12 protein-coding genes are annotated in these 16,627 nt (G+C 65.0%); 4 read left to right on the top strand and 8 right to left on the bottom strand.

Going from position 1 to position 16,627, the window contains the following annotated elements:
- Positions 1–162 precede the first annotated feature (162 nt).
- Together NFU04_RS10055 and NFU04_RS10050 are read right to left on the bottom strand one after the other, a co-directional pair.
- A complete protein-coding gene (locus tag NFU04_RS10055; protein WP_251309306.1) occupies positions 163–3,303 on the bottom strand; it encodes an efflux RND transporter permease subunit in 3,141 nt (1,046 codons plus the stop codon).
- The gene (locus NFU04_RS10050; RefSeq protein WP_251309305.1) at positions 3,300–4,565 is read right to left on the bottom strand and encodes an efflux RND transporter periplasmic adaptor subunit; all 1,266 of its coding nucleotides are present in this window, start codon (positions 4,563–4,565) and stop codon (positions 3,300–3,302) included. Before NFU04_RS10050 ends, NFU04_RS10055 begins: the two co-directional genes overlap by 4 nt.
- A gap of 334 nt (positions 4,566–4,899) precedes the next feature.
- Between NFU04_RS10050 and NFU04_RS10045 the strand changes: the two genes are divergently transcribed.
- From NFU04_RS10045 to NFU04_RS10030, 4 genes are all read left to right on the top strand, one after another.
- Positions 4,900–6,708, top strand: coding sequence for an LTA synthase family protein (locus NFU04_RS10045; RefSeq protein ID WP_251309304.1), 1,809 nt, complete (start codon positions 4,900–4,902; stop codon positions 6,706–6,708).
- Between the two features lie 97 nt (positions 6,709–6,805).
- Positions 6,806–7,066, top strand: a complete 261-nt coding sequence (locus NFU04_RS10040) for a helix-turn-helix domain-containing protein (protein ID WP_251309303.1) — start codon at positions 6,806–6,808, stop codon at positions 7,064–7,066.
- Positions 7,067–7,069: 3 nt separating this feature from the next.
- Positions 7,070–8,365 (top strand): type II toxin-antitoxin system HipA family toxin, encoded by a 1,296-nt coding sequence (locus tag NFU04_RS10035; RefSeq protein WP_251309302.1) that lies wholly within the window; start codon positions 7,070–7,072, stop codon positions 8,363–8,365.
- Between the two features lie 93 nt (positions 8,366–8,458).
- Complete coding sequence (locus NFU04_RS10030) at positions 8,459–9,427, top strand: YbgA family protein (protein WP_251309301.1); 969 nt, start codon at positions 8,459–8,461, stop codon at positions 9,425–9,427.
- Between the two features lie 78 nt (positions 9,428–9,505).
- Here the strand turns inward: NFU04_RS10030 and NFU04_RS10025 are convergent, their stop codons facing one another.
- From NFU04_RS10025 to NFU04_RS10000, 6 genes are all read right to left on the bottom strand, one after another.
- On the bottom strand, positions 9,506–9,889 hold the full coding sequence (locus tag NFU04_RS10025) for an acyltransferase (RefSeq protein WP_251309342.1): 384 nt from the start codon (positions 9,887–9,889) through the stop codon (positions 9,506–9,508).
- 106 nt (positions 9,890–9,995) lie between these two features.
- A complete protein-coding gene (locus NFU04_RS10020) occupies positions 9,996–11,426 on the bottom strand; it encodes a UDP-glucose dehydrogenase family protein (RefSeq protein WP_251309300.1) in 1,431 nt (476 codons plus the stop codon).
- 71 nt (positions 11,427–11,497) lie between these two features.
- Complete coding sequence (locus NFU04_RS10015) at positions 11,498–11,935, bottom strand: hypothetical protein (protein WP_251309299.1); 438 nt, start codon at positions 11,933–11,935, stop codon at positions 11,498–11,500.
- A gap of 5 nt (positions 11,936–11,940) precedes the next feature.
- Positions 11,941–13,149 (bottom strand): glycosyltransferase, encoded by a 1,209-nt coding sequence (locus NFU04_RS10010; protein WP_251309298.1) that lies wholly within the window; start codon positions 13,147–13,149, stop codon positions 11,941–11,943.
- Complete coding sequence (locus NFU04_RS10005) at positions 13,139–14,500, bottom strand: O-antigen ligase family protein (protein ID WP_251309297.1); 1,362 nt, start codon at positions 14,498–14,500, stop codon at positions 13,139–13,141. Before NFU04_RS10005 ends, NFU04_RS10010 begins: the two co-directional genes overlap by 11 nt.
- Positions 14,501–14,585: 85 nt before the next feature.
- The gene (locus NFU04_RS10000; RefSeq protein ID WP_251309296.1) at positions 14,586–16,532 is read right to left on the bottom strand and encodes a nucleoside-diphosphate sugar epimerase/dehydratase; all 1,947 of its coding nucleotides are present in this window, start codon (positions 16,530–16,532) and stop codon (positions 14,586–14,588) included.
- Positions 16,533–16,627 lie beyond the last annotated feature (95 nt).

Genomic DNA, 16,627 nt, shown 5'->3' with positions numbered 1-16,627 from the left:
TTTCCGCCACACGGCAGGAGCTAGCTTTAGCTGGCGATTTACCCGACCTTATCGCCTACCCGAGCTTTTCGCCTGCTAAAGCAGGCTCTTACCATCCTGGGGTCTCGCCATCCTAGTAGGAGCTAGCTTTAGCTGGCGATTGCCTTGGAGTAGAAGCGGGCGTTAGCCGCGGTTTGTCACCTCGGCGATCGGGGGCGCTTCCCCATGCCGCCCTAGCCGAGCCCGTAGATGCTCCAGATACGAGAGCAGCGCCGGAATCACCAGCAGCACCAGCAGGGTGGAGAGCCCCAGGCCGAAGGCGATGGAGACCGCCATGGGGATCAGGAACTGGGCCTGCAGCGAGGTCTCGAAGAGCAGCGGCATCAGGCCACCGATGGTGGTCAGGGAGGTCAGCAGCACCGCCCTCACCCGCTGCACCACCGCCTCGTTGAGGGCGGCATCGATGGTCAGCCCCTGACGGCGCTGCTGACGATAGAAGGTCACCAGGATGATGGCGTTGTTGACCACGATGCCGGAGAGCCCGAAGAGGCCGAACAGCGACAGCACCGTCAGCTCGATGCCCAGCAGCCAGTGACCCAGCACCCCGCCCACCAGGGCGAAGGGAATGATCGCCATGACGATCAGCGGCAGGCTCCAGGAGGCGAAGACCCAGGCCAGCACCACATACATCAGCCCCAGGCCGACGATCAGGCCGGTGCGCATATCGGCCAGGGTCTCGCGCTGGTCGGCGGCGCGCCCCTCGAAGCTGTAGGCGATATGGAAGGTCCGGGCCAGCTCCGGCAGGGTCTCGCGGCTCAGGCTCGCCAGCACCTCCTGAGCGGAGGTCACGCCGCTATCCAGCTCTGCCCCCACCTGCACCGCCAGGCGCCCATCGGCATGCCGCAACGCCTCGAAGCCCTGGGCCGGCGACAGGGAGATCACCTGCGACAGCGGCACCAGCCGGCCATCCGGCACCTCGATGGCCAGCCGCGACAGGGTCGCCAGGCGTTCGCGCTGCGCCCGGGGCAGCATCACACGCACCTCCACCTCGTCGGCACCCTGCTGATAGACCTGCACCACCTGGCCGTCGAAGGCGGTGCGCAGCTGACGCCCCAGCTCGCTGGTGGTCAGCCCCAGGGCCTCGCCCTGGGCATTGACCCGGTAGATCAACTGCTCGCGGCCCCAGGGCATGTCGTCTTCGGTATCCAGTACCCCGGGCAGGCTGGCCAGCGCCTCGCGCAGCCGGTCGGCGGCATGCCGCAGGTCGAGGGCGTCGTCGCCGGTCAGGCGAATCTCCACGTCGCGGCCTGGCGGTCCGGCGGCCCGCTCGCTGATGGTCAGGGCCTCGAGGCCCGCCGGCATGGTGATGCGCTGCCGCCAGGCGCGGATCAGCTCGCTATTGCGCACCTCCCGGTCGTCCGGGGAGATCAGCTCGATCATGATCGAGCCCAGCTCATCGGCGCGCCGCCCGGTGCCCCCGGCCCCCAGGCTGGCCCCGTAGCGGGTCACCCGGGTGCGGATCAATCCGCCGCCGAGGTCGGCTTCAGCCGCCTCCAGGGTCGTCTCCAGGTGTGCGACGAAGCGCTCCACCCGCGCCGCCTCGGTCCCCGCCACGAAGCTGGCATTGGCATAGAGCACCGTGGGCTCCGGCGAGGGGAAGAAGGTAAAGCCGATGCGCCCCCCCGCCACCAGGCCGGCGGTGACCAGGGTCACCGCCAGAGCGGTGGCCAGGGTAGCGCCGCGGTGACGCAGGCTCAGCGCCGAGACGCGCCGGAAGGGCCCCTCGCGGAAGGCCTCGAAACGTGCCTCGAAGCCCTGGCGCAGGCGTTCCAGGCGGTGGCTCGGCGCCTCTCGGCGCGGGTCGAAGGCGTGACGCAGGTGCGCCGGCAGCACCACGAAGCACTCCAGCAGCGAGGCGATCAGCACGCAGATCATGATCACCGGAATATCGCCGAGGATATTGCCGATCACCCCACCCACCATCAGCAGCGGCATAAAGGCCGCCACCGTGGTCAGCGACGAGGCCACCACCGGCCACAGCATGCGCTTGGCGGCCCCCTCCGAGGCACTGCGCGGGGCCTCGCCCAGGCGGTAATGGGCATCGGCGTCCTCACCCACCACGATGGCGTCGTCGACGATCACCCCCAGCGCCATGATCAGGGCGAACAGCGACATCATGTTGATGGAGCCACCGATCCCCCAGAACACCAGCATGGCGGCCATGAAAGCGGTGGGAATCCCCACCGCGACCCAGGCGGCGACCCTCGCCGGCAGGAAGAAGTAGAGCAGCACGATCACCAGCACCAGGCCGCCCAGGCCGTTGCCGATCAGCAGCCAGATGCGCTCGGCGATCAGCTGCCAGCTCTCGTCATGCACCTTGAGATGCGCCGAGGGCGGCAGGCTCGGGCGCACCTCCTCGAGCCAGTCATCGAGAATGCGCGCCGCCGCCAGGGAGTTGCCCGCCTCGGCCCGCTGCAGTTGCAGCTCGACGGCGGGCTGGCCCTGGTGCGTCAGGCGCACCTGGCCGCGCCGCGGCTCCTGGCGAATGATGGCGATATCGCCCAGGCGCAGCCGCACCCGGTCGCCGCTGAGGATCGTCAGGTTCTCGAATTCTCGGGCGGCGCGGCGCTGTTCCACGGCGCGCAGCTCCCGGGCGCTGTCCTGCTGCCCCAGCAGCCCCGCCGGCAGGTCCCGGGACATGCCCTGGATACGCTCGACCACCTGCGCCAGGGACAGCCCCAGGGTCTGCAGTCGCTCGGCGGGCACCTCGACGCTGATCTGCTGCGCGGCGACCCCCTCCAGCTCGACCCGGTCGATGCCGCGTTGCAATAGCTGGGACTCGAAGCGCTGCGCCAGGGCCCGAAGCTCATCCTCGGCCAGGTCGCCATACAGCAGCAGGCGCGCCACCGGCTCGTAGCGGGCGACCCGGTTGACCCGGGGTCGCTCGGCGTCCGCCGGCAGGTTGGTGAAGCTCTCGACCTCCTGGCGCACGTCGTCCAGCGCCAATACCGGGTCGGTGCCCTCGACGAACTCCAGGGTGATGCTGGCCACCCCCTGGGTGGAGGTGGAGGTTATGCGCTTGAGGCCATCGATGCTGCGCAGTCGCTCTTCCAGGGGCAGGGTGATGCCCTGCTCCACGTCCTCCGCCGAGGCACCGCTCCACACCACCCGCACGCTGGCCACGTCAAGGGCGAAGGTCGGGAAGAACTGGATATTCATCCGCGACAGCCCCAGCACGCCGCCCACCAGCATCACCAGCATCACCAGGTTGGCGGCCACCCGATGATGGACGAAGAAACCGATCACCCCACGCCGCTTGCTCACGCCTCGGGCTCCTCGGGGGTATCGGGGGTATCGGGGGTATCTGCGGCATCGGCGACCTCGACCCGCAACCCCTGCATGGCATTGGGCAGGTGGGTGACCATGATGCGCTGACCGTCGGCCAGGGCCTCGCCGGTGACCAGGGCGAGCGGCTCGCCATCGGCGCCGCGGGCCTCGCCCAGGCGCTCCACGTCCAGGCGCACCAGGCGCCCCTCCTCCACCCGATACACCCGGTCGTTGCCGTGCAAGGCACCGTAGGGCAGCGCCAGGGCCCGGGGGTGGGTGGGGCGCGCCAGGGTCACCGTGATCAGGCTGCCGGGGCGCAGCCCGGGCGCGGCCTCACGCAGCGCCAGGATCGCCTCGCTGCCGCTGGCATCCCCCTCCCCGGCGAAGCCTATCAACTCGAAGCGCGCGCCATTGTCGGCCTCGGCCAGCAGCGTCTCGCCCCGGGACAGGGCCCCGAGCAGCTCGGCCTCGTGCTCACGGGGCAGGCGCGCCCGCAACTCCAGCCCCGCCTCGGGATAGAGCGATAGCAGGGTCGTTCCGCTTGCCACCCGGTCGCCGGGGGCCACCCGGACATCGCTGACGATGCCATCGAAGGGCGCGGTGACTCGGGCGCGCTCGGCGTCCCGGCGCACCGCCGCCAGGTTGGCCTCGGCGCGTGCCAGCCGCGCCTCCAGGCTGGCGCGGCGCGCGGGGTGTTCGGCGATGGCATTCTCGCGGGTGGTCAGGGTCAGTCGAGCCCGGGACAGGGCGTCCCGGGCGCCGTCCAGATCCGCCCGGGACGCCAGGTTGCGTTCCACCAGGCTGCGGGTACGCTCCAGTTGGCGGGCGGCGGTATCGCGGATCTCCTGCTCCCGGGCCAGGGCCGCCCGGTCGCTGGCCAGACGCAGCGCCTCGTTGGCCAACTGCGCCTCCAGGTCGGCCACCTCGGCGGCGGCCTGCGCCAGCAGCGGCGCGATATCCGCCTCCTCCAGGGCCACCAGCAGGTCGCCCTCGGCCACCCGCTGCCCCTCGCGCACCGGGCGCTCGGCGATATGAGCGGTCAGCGAGGCGGTCAGGGTGACCCGCTGCGGCGCCACCAGCTCGCCGAACAGCGGCAGGATCGGCACCTCCTCCCCCAGCCGCACCTCCTGCACCGCGATGCGCCAGCTGCGCTCCTGACTCGCCGCCGGGGGCGGCTCGGGGCGCGTCAGGCGCAGTGCCACGAAGCCCGCGATGCCGATCGCCAGGATCATCAGGGGAAGGAGTCGCTTGAGGGTCATGAGTCCGCCGTCGCCGTCTTCGAACCAGGGTCACCACTATACAACCCTTGGACAGCATATCGATATAACAGCGACAAACGGTCCCGTTTTACCCCATCACCGCCATTTTATCGCCTGCTGAAGCAGGCTCCCTCCACCCCGACAAGCCTTCTCACTCTGGTCCGTTCTGGGTCTCCTTCAAACATACGAGCTGGCTGTAGCCGGCGATTTGCGCCACCTCCACGGACATATTTTGGTAATATTCACCGCCCTTTTATAATCAATAAGCAAGATAATGACGCAGAGAACTTCTTCCCAAACGCCGGCGCTATTGCACAGCTGGCTGAAATTCCTCGTGATTCTCACCCTGCTGACCCTGACGCTGCGGCTGCTGGGCGGCGCCTGGATGGTCCCCGAGGCTCTCTGGCCCCGTGCCTGGTGGTGGGGCCTGCGTTTCGACCTGGCGATCTCCGCCCTGCTTTCCGGCCTTACCGTACTGGGCTTGTGGCTACCCAGTCGCCTGGGGCTGACGCCGCCGCGCCGCGGCTGGCTGGTCCCCGCCACCATCTTGCTGCTCGCCGCTCATCTCGGCGACTGGCTCTACTGGCAGGAGACCGGTCGTCATATCGGCTACGAGGCCGCCGAGCTCTTCAACTCCGCCGGCAGCGCGACCCAGATGCTGGTTCTGCACTGGCCCTGGCTGCTGGCGATTGCCGCGGCGACCGCGCTGATCGCCCGCCTGGCCTGGATCCCCAGCGGGCGGCCGGGGCGCGGCCTGCACCTCGAGCTGTCGCTGCTGGCGGTGGTAATCCTCAGCGTTCTGCTGGTGCGGGGCAGCGTCACTCAATTGCCCCAGGGCCCCCATGACGCCATGCGCCTGGCGGACGCCGGGGAAGCCACGGCCGCCCTCAACGGCGCCTATGCCGCCCTCTATGGCCTGCAGAGCGGCCACGGTGGCCTGCGCCAGTTGCCCATGACGTGGCTCGATGGCGAGGCGGCCCGCGACGAGGTGGCCCGGCTCTATGCCGATCGCCAGCCCCTGCCGTCAGCCACCACCGCGGAGCCCGTGAACCTGATCGTGGTCCTGCTGGAGAGCTGGTCCAGCGCGCATATGCGCCCGCTGGAAGACGGCACCCCGGTGACCCCGAATTTCGATGCCATCGCCGCGCAAAGCCTGGCCGGCCGCGAGCTGGTCTCCGGCGGCATGCGCACCACCGAGGGCATGTTCGCGGTCTTCTGCAGCTACCAGAATCCCCTAGGCCAGACCCTGGCCAAGACCGCCCAGGCCCTGGACGACCATGGCTGTCTGCCGGAGCGGCTGCGCGACGCCGGCTGGGATACCGCCTTCTTCCAGGGCTCCCACGAGAACACCAGCGGCGTGGGCGCCTATGCCCAGTCGCTGGGCTTCGAACTGAGTCAGGGCAAGGCCGATATCGACATCCGCCGCCATGACGAGAACGCCTGGGGCGTCTACGACGGCGACCTCTACCGCCATGTGCTGGCCCGCCTGCCCTCGCTCGACGAGCCGATGATGGTGGGCATCAATACCAACACCACCCACGATATCCAGCTTTATGAGGGCGCGCCGCGGCTGACCACCGGCGAGACGCAACTCGATATAGAGCGCAATGTACTTCACCTCGCGGACCAGGAGCTTGGCGATTTCGTCGCCGCCTTGGAGGCCCGGGAGTGGGAGCACCCCTGGGCGCTGCTGCTGGTCTCCGACCATACGGCCCGGGTGCACGGTAGCGCCCTGGAGCGGGCCCTGCTGCCCTTCGCCCTCTATATGCCGGAGCGGGTCTCCGCCGGAGAGCCCGGGCGCATCGCCCACCAACGCGACCTGGCCCCGACCCTGGCCGAGTTGGTAGGCCAGCCGCTGCCCCATGCCATGGGGCATTCGCTGTTCGACGACGAGGCGCCACAGATCGCCGACTTCTTCCTCAACGGCACCCTGCACTGGTTCGAAGGCACGGAGCGCCTGGTGGAGATCCCCCTGGCCGACCCGACCCAGGCACGCTGCCACGACTGGCGGGCATCTCCGGAGCTGGCGAGCCCCCTGCCCTGTGGCGAGGTGGATCGAACCGCCATCCGCCAGGCTTATGGCCTGACCCAGCAGGCCCAGGCGCGACTGTTCACCGGCGAGGCCCTGGCACTGGTACCCTGACAACTCGGTGATAAAGCATAATATCCCCCTCAGGGTATATTATGCTATTATCCTTCATAGAGGATATATAACTCACTATCCGCCATGAAGGATAACGATGAAGATCACCTCGCCGGAAATGCTGGCCCAATCCCTGAAAAATGCGCGGCGGGATCGCCACCTGACCCAGCAGGCAACCGCCGAGCTGATCGGCATCAAGCAGGCGACGGTATCCAGCATCGAGAATCATCCCGAGCGGAGCCGTATCGAGACCCTGTTCAAACTGCTCTCGGCCCTCGAGCTTGAGCTGCACCTCAGCGAACGCGCCTCGGCAGACGACGCCACATCGGACGATCACTCCTGGGACCAGGAGTGGTAGGCCATGGCTAGGCTTATCGTGGCGCTCAATGGCATCGAAGTCGGCGTACTGTCACTGTCGCAATCCGGCGCCATGGCATTCGAATACCTCGCGGAGTGGGTCAATCGCCCTGGGGCTCGCGCCATCTCCTTATCGCTGCCACTGACGACAACGCCCTATCGTGGCTCGGTTGTCTATAACTTCTTCGATAACTTGCTGCCGGATGCCGAGGCAATTCGCGCCAGGATGCAGGCACGTTTCGGGATCGCGACGCGGCATCCCTTCGACCTCTTGGCTAGCATAGGTCGCGATTGCATCGGGGCCATCCAGTTGTACCCCGAAGGCCAGGTCATTCCCGACGTCAAGACCCTCACCGCCGAGCCCTTGGATGATCACGCCATCGAGGCCTTGCTAGCCGGTTATCAGGATGCCCCCCTGGGCATGGCTCGGGATGCGGATTTCCGCATTTCCCTGGCTGGTGCCCAGGAGAAGACCGCCTTGCTATGGCATCAGGGCAGGTGGCAGCGTCCTGCCGGGAGCACGCCCACCAGCCATATCCTCAAGCTGCCGATCGGGTTTCTCGAGCACAGCAATATCGATCTTCGCCAGAGCGGTGAAAATGAGTGGCTTTGCCTCCGGCTCCTTGAGGCCTTCGGACTCCCCGTCGCCCGGGTGGAGCTGGCGAGTTTCGGGGCACAACGAACCCTCGTGGTCCAGCGCTTCGATCGACGCTGGTCGCAAGACGGCTCCTGGTTGATGCGCCTGCCCCAGGAAGACATCTGCCAGGCGTTGGGAGTCGCCCCCGCGCTGAAGTACGAAAGCGATGGCGGGCCCGGCATCGAGGCCGTCATGAAATTGCTGCTCGGCTCGCAGCAAGCACGCCAGGACCGGGAGGCTTTCTTCAAGACCCAGGTCATCTTCTGGCTATTGGCAGCGATCGATGGCCATGCCAAGAACTTCAGCCTTTTCCTCGAGCCCGGCAGCGCCTATCGCATGACGCCACTCTACGACGTGATTTCCGCGCATCCCCTGATGGCGCAAGGGAGCATCGCCGCCGAAAGAGCCAAGATGGCCATGGCCTTGAAAGGCAAGAATCGCCATTACCGCTGGGCCAGGATGGCACCGCGGCACTTCCTCAGCACCGCTCGCCAAGTTGGCTTCTCGACCGACCGGGCATCGGCCATCCTGCGGGAAGTTGCCGAACGCACCGAGCCGGTCATTGCCGAAGTGGCCAACCAACTGCCCGAGGAGTTTCCCGCAGCCATCAGTGAGCCAATTTTCGAGGGCATGCGGCAGCAGGCCACCAGAATCGCCGGCTAAAGCCAGCTCCCACTATGCAGGTAATGCCACTGGTGTTGTGGGAACCCGCGTCAGCGGGCGATGATAGGGCAAGGCCAATTCAAGGAGCGAGCCATGACCCAGGGTCACGCCAGCGAGTCAGGAATCCCGGTAGGCATCAGCGCCTGCCTGATGGGCGACCAGGTCCGCTACAACGGCGGTCACAAGCGTTCCCGTTACTGCCTGGAGGTCCTCGGTGAGCGCTTCGCCTTCGAGCCCTTCTGCCCGGAACTGGCGGCGGGCCTCGGCGTGCCCCGGGTGCCGATACGCCTGATGGGTAAGCTCGGCGAGCGGCCCCGGGTCGTCGGCACCGAGGACACCAGTCGCGACGTCACCGAAGACCTGGACCGGGTCAGCGAGCGCTTTATCGCCGGCCACCGCCACCTGCGTGGCTTTATCCTGATGAAGGGCTCGCCCAGCTGCGGCCTGGAGCGGGTCAAGGTCTACCACTTCAATGGCATGCCCAGCCACGCCGACTCCGGCGCCTTCGTCCGCGCCCTCAAGGAGCATTTCCCCGAGCTGCCCCTGGAAGAGGAGGCGCGCCTCAACGACCCGGTGCTGCGGGAGAACTTTATCACCCGGGTCTACGCCTTCGATGACTGGAAGCGCCGGGTGGAGGCCGAGCCGAGCTACCATGCCCTGCTGCAGTTCCATAGCCGCCAGAAGCTGCTGCTGATGGCCCACCATGTGGGGAGCTATCGGGAGCTGGGGCGCTATCTGGCCGAAGCCCACCGGGAACCGCTGGACGACGCCATGGCCCATTACCTGCGCCTCTTCATGGCAGCGCTGAGTCGCCGCGCCACCCGCAAGACCCACACCAACGTCCTCACCCATGTGCTGGGCTACCTGAAGCAGTGCCTGGATGGCCCCAGCCGCCAGGACCTGCTCCAGGCCATCGAGGAGTACCGCCTGGGCCAGGTCAACCTGGTGGTGCCGTTGCGCCTACTCACCCACTACGTCAAGCGCCACGGTTCCGACTATATCCGTACCCAGACCTACCTGGATCCGCACCCCTATGAGCTGGGGCTGCGCAATACCATCTGACCATGCCCCAGAAACGCCAAGGGCCCGGCGTTTCGCCGGGCCCTTGGATGAAGCGATATAATCGCTCGAGTTGTCGCCTCAACGCACCCAGTGGATGCCGTCGCGAACCACCCTGGCCGGGTTCCCCGCCGCGATGGCTCCCGCCGGAACGTCGCGGGTGACGATACTTCCCAGCCCCACCACGGCGTCGCGACCGATGCTGACACCCTTGAGCACCGTGACCTCGTCGGCCAACCAGACATGGTCGTCGATATGGATCGAGCGGGGGGCATTGATGCAGCGATCCCCCTCGAGGATATCGTGGCCATCTCCGGTCATGACCTTCACGTTTCGCGACAGCATGCCATCGGCGCCGATGATCAGCCGAGTACCGCTGCCCCGAGCGCTGAGATAGCAGTCGCCGCCGATCACGGTGCCCTCTCCTATCGAGAGGTGGTTGTCATCGCCCCGCAGTTCCAGCAAGACACCTCGCAGGTTGGCGCCGGGCGCGATACTCAGGGTATTCCCGCGTCCCTTGATATGAATCCGGCAGTCGCGAACCCGTGCATCCCGCGCGACCTCGAGCCGATTATGCGCATCGATACGCAGCCGATTCCTCAGCCGCAGCCTCCATCCCAGTCTCGTCACGCCGCTGATCCGCTCCGATGATTGTCCCTTGTTCTCGGGTGCCACCGGGCACCCCGCGCCCCACGGCATGATACAGCAGGCCGGCGGCATGCATCGATCCGGGGTCGTAGAGATTGCGTCCGTCGATGACCACCGGCAGCCGGAGCCGCTCCCTGAGCCAGTCGCCATCGAGGGTGCGAAACTCCTTCCACTCCGTGCAGATCACCAGGGCATCGGCCCCGGCTACCGCCTGACCACGGTCCGCGACCAGGGCCAGGTCGGCGCGTTCGCCGTAGAGGCGTCGACACTCCGGCATGGCCACCGGATCATAGGCTCGCACGCGAGCACCGGCCGCCCATAGTGCCTCCATCAGGGTGCGACTGGGCGCCTCGCGCATGTCGTCGGTATTGGGCTTGAAGGCCAGCCCCCAGAGGGCAATGGTCTTGCCCGCCAGGGCCCCACCGAGGGCCCGCGAGAGCTTGGCGAACAGGGTCCGTTTCTGGCGATGGTTCACCCCCTCCACCGCCTGAAGCAGCCGCGCCGGGTAGTCGACGCCCTCGGCGGTGTGAACCAGGGCCCTCACGTCCTTAGGAAAGCAGGAGCCGCCATAACCACACCCCGGATAGATGAAGTGATAACCGATGCGAGGATCGCTGCCGATGCCGCGACGCACCTGCTCCACATCGGCGCCCAGGCGCTCGGCGAGGTTGGCGATCTCGTTGATAAAGCTGATCTTAGTGGCGAGCATGGCGTTAGCGGCATACTTGGTCAGTTCGGCGTCCCTCACCCCCATGAAGATCAGCTTCTCCTGCAGGCGGATATAGGGGGCATAGCATTCGCGCATCAGCGCCTCGACCCGAGGCGAGTCGGCCCCCACCACGATACGCGGCGCGTGAGTGAAGTCCTCGATGGCCGAGCCTTCCTTGAGAAACTCCGGGTTCGAGCAGACATCGAACTCGATGGCCTCGCCCCGGGCCTCCAGGGCCGCGCGAATCGCCGCGGCGACGCGATCGGCGCTACCGACCGGCACCGTCGACTTGTTGATCACCACCTTGTCATCGGTCATGCGCTCGCCGATGCCCTGCGCCACCGTCAGTACCTGGCTCAGGTCGGCACTGCCATCGGCCGCGGAGGGGGTCCCTACGGCGATAAATAGCAAGCACCCAAATTCCACGGCGACATCCAGGTTGGCGGTAAAGGCCAGGCGTCCCGCCTTGAGGTTGCCGCGGATCATGGGCTCCAGGCCCGGCTCATGAATGGGCACTTCGCCATCGCGCAGCCGGGCGATCCGTGCCTTGTCCACGTCCATGCACAATACCTCGTGCCCAACGTCCGCCAGGCAGGCCGCCGTCACCAGGCCCACATAGCCGCTGCCAAATACCGTGATCTTCATGCGCTTGCCTCCTGAAACCGAGGGTGTCAGGAGTAACAGCCGGGGATGACCGTTCGAAGACAGTAAGCGGGTCAGCGGCTCTCATGGCCATGACAGCGCCAGCGCGCGGCCACGACAAGAACGCTCAGCGACGCCAGCGCCAGGGCGAGCCAGCCCAGCGCGGCGACCAGCTCGTGGAAGCCCGCGGGAGGCGTCCGGGGACTGGCGGCCATGCCATGCTCGGCCAGCTTGAGACCGCCATAAAGCAGAAGTGCCAGTAGGGTCAGCGCCCAGATCGACCCCAGCCGTGCCAGGAATCGGGCCAGGGCTCCAGGTGGCCTGGCCAACCGAGGCCTTTTATCTCTTGTCGCGGTGCGCTTCGCCCCGGTGCCGGCACGCTGCCGCGGCTTGCTGGCGGTTCTCCGTAGCACCCGCCCACCGAAGGCCCAGCGGCCGGTGCGATACAACACCCAACCAACGCTGAACAGCACCGAGAAGAGCAGCCCGCCCATGATCAGGAAATAAAGCATGGCGGCTACGTCTGGTCCGATAGAGGGGACTCGGCCTCATCGATCAATAACAGGAACTGGGGCAGTATGGTGCATTCCTCGAAGCGTTCGACGAAGGACGCATCGATGGCCACCGGCTCGACCAGGGCCTCGCGAATCTTCTCGGCCAGGCTGGCGGGGCCATGCTCAGCGACCAGTCGACGCTGCTTACCACTCAACACCTCGCGAATTCCTCCCGGCACATCGGTAGCGACGCATTGGGTTCCCAGCGCCAAAGCCTCGATCAGAACCAACCCTAGCCCTTCAAAATGGGAGCTCAGCACAAATGCGCTGGCCCTTGCTACCCAAGGATAGGGATTACTCTGCTGTCCCAGGAAATGCACGTGATCCCGAAGACCCAAGCGCTCGGCCTGGGCCTCCAGGCGCCCTCGCTCCGAGCCATCCCCGATGATGACTAATGGAGCCGTGACACCCTGCTGCCGGGCCAGGTAGTAGGCTTCAATAAGAACCCGCTGCCCTTTCTCGGGCACTAGGCGCGCCACATGCACCAGGTAAGGTCGATCGAAAGCCGGAACGGGTGTCTCATTGCCTAATCGACGAATATCATCAATAGGTACCGCGTTATATATGACCCTGAGGTCGGCGAGCATCACGCCATAATCTTCCAGATGATGACGTAACCCATCAGCAATACCCTGGGAGACGCAGATAACTCGCTTGCCCTCAAACAATTTTCTCGTCAGCCAGCGACTCTCGCGCTCGCGGTTTTCATAGACCCCCGTGACTGCCTCGACCATCTGCCAACAGCGGGAATCATAAAAGTTCCAGAGCAGCTCGAAGGCCCCCTGCCCACGGATCAGGATCAGGTCGAAGCGACCATCGGCGGCCTCCAATTGATGCAGAAAATCCTTGAATCGGCGACTGACCACAAACCCCGGCCAGACACTGCTGGAGCCGGGCACGACGAAGCGAAGTAAGGTGCGACTAAGGATGTAATAGGCCAACCCCAGGGGAGTCTTGCGCGACTCACGCTCAAGATTACGGCAATGCACCCGCACCCTCGGATCAAGTTCCAGCTCAGGCTGTCCCTTGAAAATCAACAAGTGAACCTCGTGACCCTCCCGAACCATAGCGTTCGCCAAGACCACGGTGGCCTTCTCGATACCTCCCATACCAAGCCGACGCAGCACCATCAAGATGCGCTTGGGGCTCTGATGCTTAGCGCTATTGTTCAAAGGTACTCCTTACTTGCCGACCAAAAAACGTTGCTGATTCACCGGCTTGCCAACGCCAAATATGGGTAACGATGCCTCCAAGGATGATGTTGAACAAGAAAACACCTGTCCAAAAGCCCATGAAGGACTCGAACAAGTTAATGATAAACCAAAAAACAGAAAAGCCGATGAAAAACAACATCATATCCCCAGGCATGACGCCGGCCTGCCAAGCACGATAGCTACCCCAGAGCAACCAGACACTCAGGCCGAGAAAAACCATTCCCCCCAGAAGGCCATAACTCACCAGGATCTCCAGGATGCTGTTATGGAGATGCCCGAATCGAGCACGAATCGTATCGGGCAACCAATCAGTCTGCTGAATCACCAAGCTACGGGCGTTTTCTCCCCACCCCACCAAAGGGCGCTCGGCGATCCACTCAGTGGCTGCAACCCAGGTATGAATGCGAATACCCACACTGGAATAAGGAACATCCTCGAGCTCACCCTCCATCAGAGCACTCACGGTTTGGCGCTCACTGGCGATACGATTCGCAACGGTTTCTTCAAAACCGATACCAATGACAGTGATAACGCCCAACCCCGCCACCAGTACTGAGACCATTCGCCAGGGCGAATGCCATCGTTCACCAGCCCGATACCTGCATGCCAGCCAGACAATCACCATACCAATCAAGCCGAAAGTGGCTCCCAGCCAGGCAGCTCGAGTCTGAGTAATGATCAGCCCTAAGACGCAAGCCAGGGTACCGGCCACCCACAGTACGCCCCGAAGCCAACGCCATGCTCCTGGCTCCATCAAGCGCCCCGCAAAGGCCAGCAAGCCCAACAGCCCCGCTCCAAAATACATGGCAGCATGCTGGGCATTGTAGATGGCAAAATCGACCCGATTGCCACTGAGGCCATGAAGCCAGTCCTGACGTGACTCTGGCGAGACTAGAGTGGCCAGCAGCACCCCTAGTAGGGCCAGCCCCCAGATTCGCAAGGTATAGCGCGTATTTCCAGCCAGCCACCAAGCAACTGCGACAAAAGTAAATAGCTTGGCCAGCCTATCTAGCTTCGGATTATCGGGCATCCACTCTGGATGATGCAGCATGCCGAGCCCCCAGCTAAGCAGTTGCACCAGGAGGGCACCCAGCAGTAACCATAGAGGAACGCTGCCTCGAACGGCCTTCCCCCAGCGCAGGATGGCCAATAGCCCAACCAATGCCAATAGCGTGCCAAGCAATTCGGATTGTGAGGGTAAAATCAGACGCGTGGCAGCATGCAACCCCAAGACCAGCAGGCCAAGCGACGCCAGAATGGTCGGGCAGCCCCAGGCGGGGCGCGGTAGTGTACGGCTAAAAGGTTTCATTGTGGTTGTATCGGATCATCTGGGGGGCCAAAAAAGAGGATGCCCGACATCAGGCCGGGCATCCTTTAGAAGATTACCGAAATGCTTAGGGTTTGACCATGGCGGCAATCACCGGCCGCCGAGGAGACGCTGCCAACAGGTCACATAGCTCACCGCTATGCTGGAAACCACTGACACCCCGCTTGAGGGCCTCACAGGCGCGTTCGCTTTCCAACCCGCGCTCGGCCTGACATAGCTCCTCAAGCAGTTCCTCCAATACCTGGCGGGGCAACCGCTCCTCCTCGGCCCGCAGGATCTTGGGGTGCGGGGTGCCGATCACGTTGTCGCCGATCAACAATTCCTCGTAGAGCTTCTCGCCGGGGCGCAGGCCATTGAAGACGATCTCGATATCACCCTCCGGGTGCTTATCGTCCTTCACCTCCAGGCCGGTGAGCTGGATCATCCGCCGCGCCAGGTCGTGGATCTTCACCGGCTCGCCCATATCCAGCACGAAGACATCGCCCCCCTCGGCCATGGAGCCGGCCTGGATCACCAGCAGGGCCGCCTCGGGGATGGTCATGAAATAGCGGGTAATCTCGGGGTGGGTCACCGTAACCGGCCCTCCCTCGGCGATCTGCCGGCGGAACAGCGGCACCACCGAGCCGCTGGAGCCCAGCACGTTACCGAAGCGCACCATGGAGAAGATCGTCTCGCCGTCGCGGGTCGCCAGGTCCTGCAACACCAGCTCGGCCATACGCTTGGTGGCCCCCATCACATTGGTGGGCCGCACAGCCTTGTCGGTGGAGATCAGCACGCAGCGCTCGACGCCCAGGGCCGCGGCGCTCTCCGCCACCACCCGGGTGCCATGCACGTTATTGCGCACCCCCTCCAGCACATTGTGCTCGACGATGGGCACATGCTTGTAGGCCGCCGCATGGTAGAGGGTCTGGACGCCATAGCGGCGCATCACCGCCTCGACTCGACTGCGGTCGCAGACGCTGCCCAGCAGGGCATAGATCGGGAAGCTCTCCCGCATCTCCGCCTTCAGGGCCTCCAGCTCTTGGTCGATGGCATAGAGCCCATATTCGCTGATCTCGAACAGCACCAGGGCCATGGGCCCTCCCCGCATCACCTGACGACACAGCTCGCTGCCGATGGAGCCGCCGGCCCCGGTGACCATTACCACCTTGCCGCGGATGCTGGCATCGAGCAGCTCCTCCCGGGGCGGCACCGGATCGCGCCCCAGCAAGTCCTCCAACTCCACCTCGCGCAGTTGGTCGACGCTCGCCTCACCGGAGACGATCTCCGGCATGGAGGGCACCGTCTGCACATGGACAGCGGTATCGGCCAGCTTATCCAGGGCCTGCTTGCGCTGGGCCTTGGTGGCCGTCGGCATGGCCAACAGCACTCGAGTCACGCCGAGCTGCTCGGCCACCGGCGAGAAGGTCTCGGGGTTGTACACCCGGATGCCTTTGATGGTGCTGTCCCACAGGCTCGGCTCATCATCGAGGAAGGCGGCGATGTAGAACTCACGGCTATTGGACAGGGCCAGGGCGAGCTGCGCCCCCGCCCCGCCGGCGCCATAGATGGCCACGGCCTCCTTCTGGGTATAATGCTTGATCAGCCACTGATAGTAGCTACGCACCAGTACCCGGGCGCCGCCCACATATACCAGGGTAACCAGGGCAAAGTTCACCGGGATCGAACGCGGGAACTGCTGCCACTGATAGAAGAAAGCCGCCGCCCACATGATCAAGGCTAGCAACACCGACCCCTTGACCACCGCCCATAGCGCCTGGGGCCCCATAAAGCGTACCACCGCCCGGTAGAGCCCCAGCCGGGCGAAGATAAAAACCCCCACCGGTGGCACCACCAGGAACAGCCACCAGAAGGGCTCGATATAGCGCTCCGGCCACCACTCGGCGAAGCGCAACGCGTAGGCCGACCACAGAGCCAACGGCAAGGCGACCAGATCCGCGCCCACCATGATCAGCCGCTTCTTCCCCCGGCTGAGCTGAGCAACAGAGCGGTGCATGCGTCCCGGTTGATTCATCACAAGTTCCTATTTGTTCGCGTCAGACCCATACGTTATCCGTGTGAATCTGCTCCAAGATTAACTGCTGTATAAAAGCCAGCACTGCCAACAGA

Origin of the sequence: Halomonas sp. NCCP-2165 (assembly GCF_023708045.1) — a bacterium.
In the GTDB taxonomy this organism is placed as follows: domain Bacteria; phylum Pseudomonadota; class Gammaproteobacteria; order Pseudomonadales; family Halomonadaceae; genus Bisbaumannia; species Bisbaumannia pacifica.
The sequence above is the reverse complement of the archived record's forward strand: the minus strand, read 5'-3'. Positions and strand labels throughout refer to the sequence as shown.

Excerpts from the sequence above, each read along its gene's own strand:
- NFU04_RS10050 (WP_251309305.1), bottom strand. The coding sequence starts at position 4,565 with ATGACCCTCAAGCGACTCCTTCCCCTGATGATCCTGGCGATCGGCATC.
- NFU04_RS10040 (WP_251309303.1), top strand. The coding sequence starts at position 6,806 with ATGAAGATCACCTCGCCGGAAATGCTGGCCCAATCCCTGAAAAATGCG.
- NFU04_RS10035 (WP_251309302.1), top strand. The coding sequence starts at position 7,070 with ATGGCTAGGCTTATCGTGGCGCTCAATGGCATCGAAGTCGGCGTACTG.
- NFU04_RS10030 (WP_251309301.1), top strand. The coding sequence starts at position 8,459 with ATGACCCAGGGTCACGCCAGCGAGTCAGGAATCCCGGTAGGCATCAGC.
- NFU04_RS10020 (WP_251309300.1), bottom strand. The coding sequence starts at position 11,426 with ATGAAGATCACGGTATTTGGCAGCGGCTATGTGGGCCTGGTGACGGCG.
- NFU04_RS10015 (WP_251309299.1), bottom strand. The coding sequence starts at position 11,935 with ATGCTTTATTTCCTGATCATGGGCGGGCTGCTCTTCTCGGTGCTGTTC.
- NFU04_RS10005 (WP_251309297.1), bottom strand. The coding sequence starts at position 14,500 with ATGAAACCTTTTAGCCGTACACTACCGCGCCCCGCCTGGGGCTGCCCG.
- NFU04_RS10000 (WP_251309296.1), bottom strand. The coding sequence starts at position 16,532 with ATGAATCAACCGGGACGCATGCACCGCTCTGTTGCTCAGCTCAGCCGG.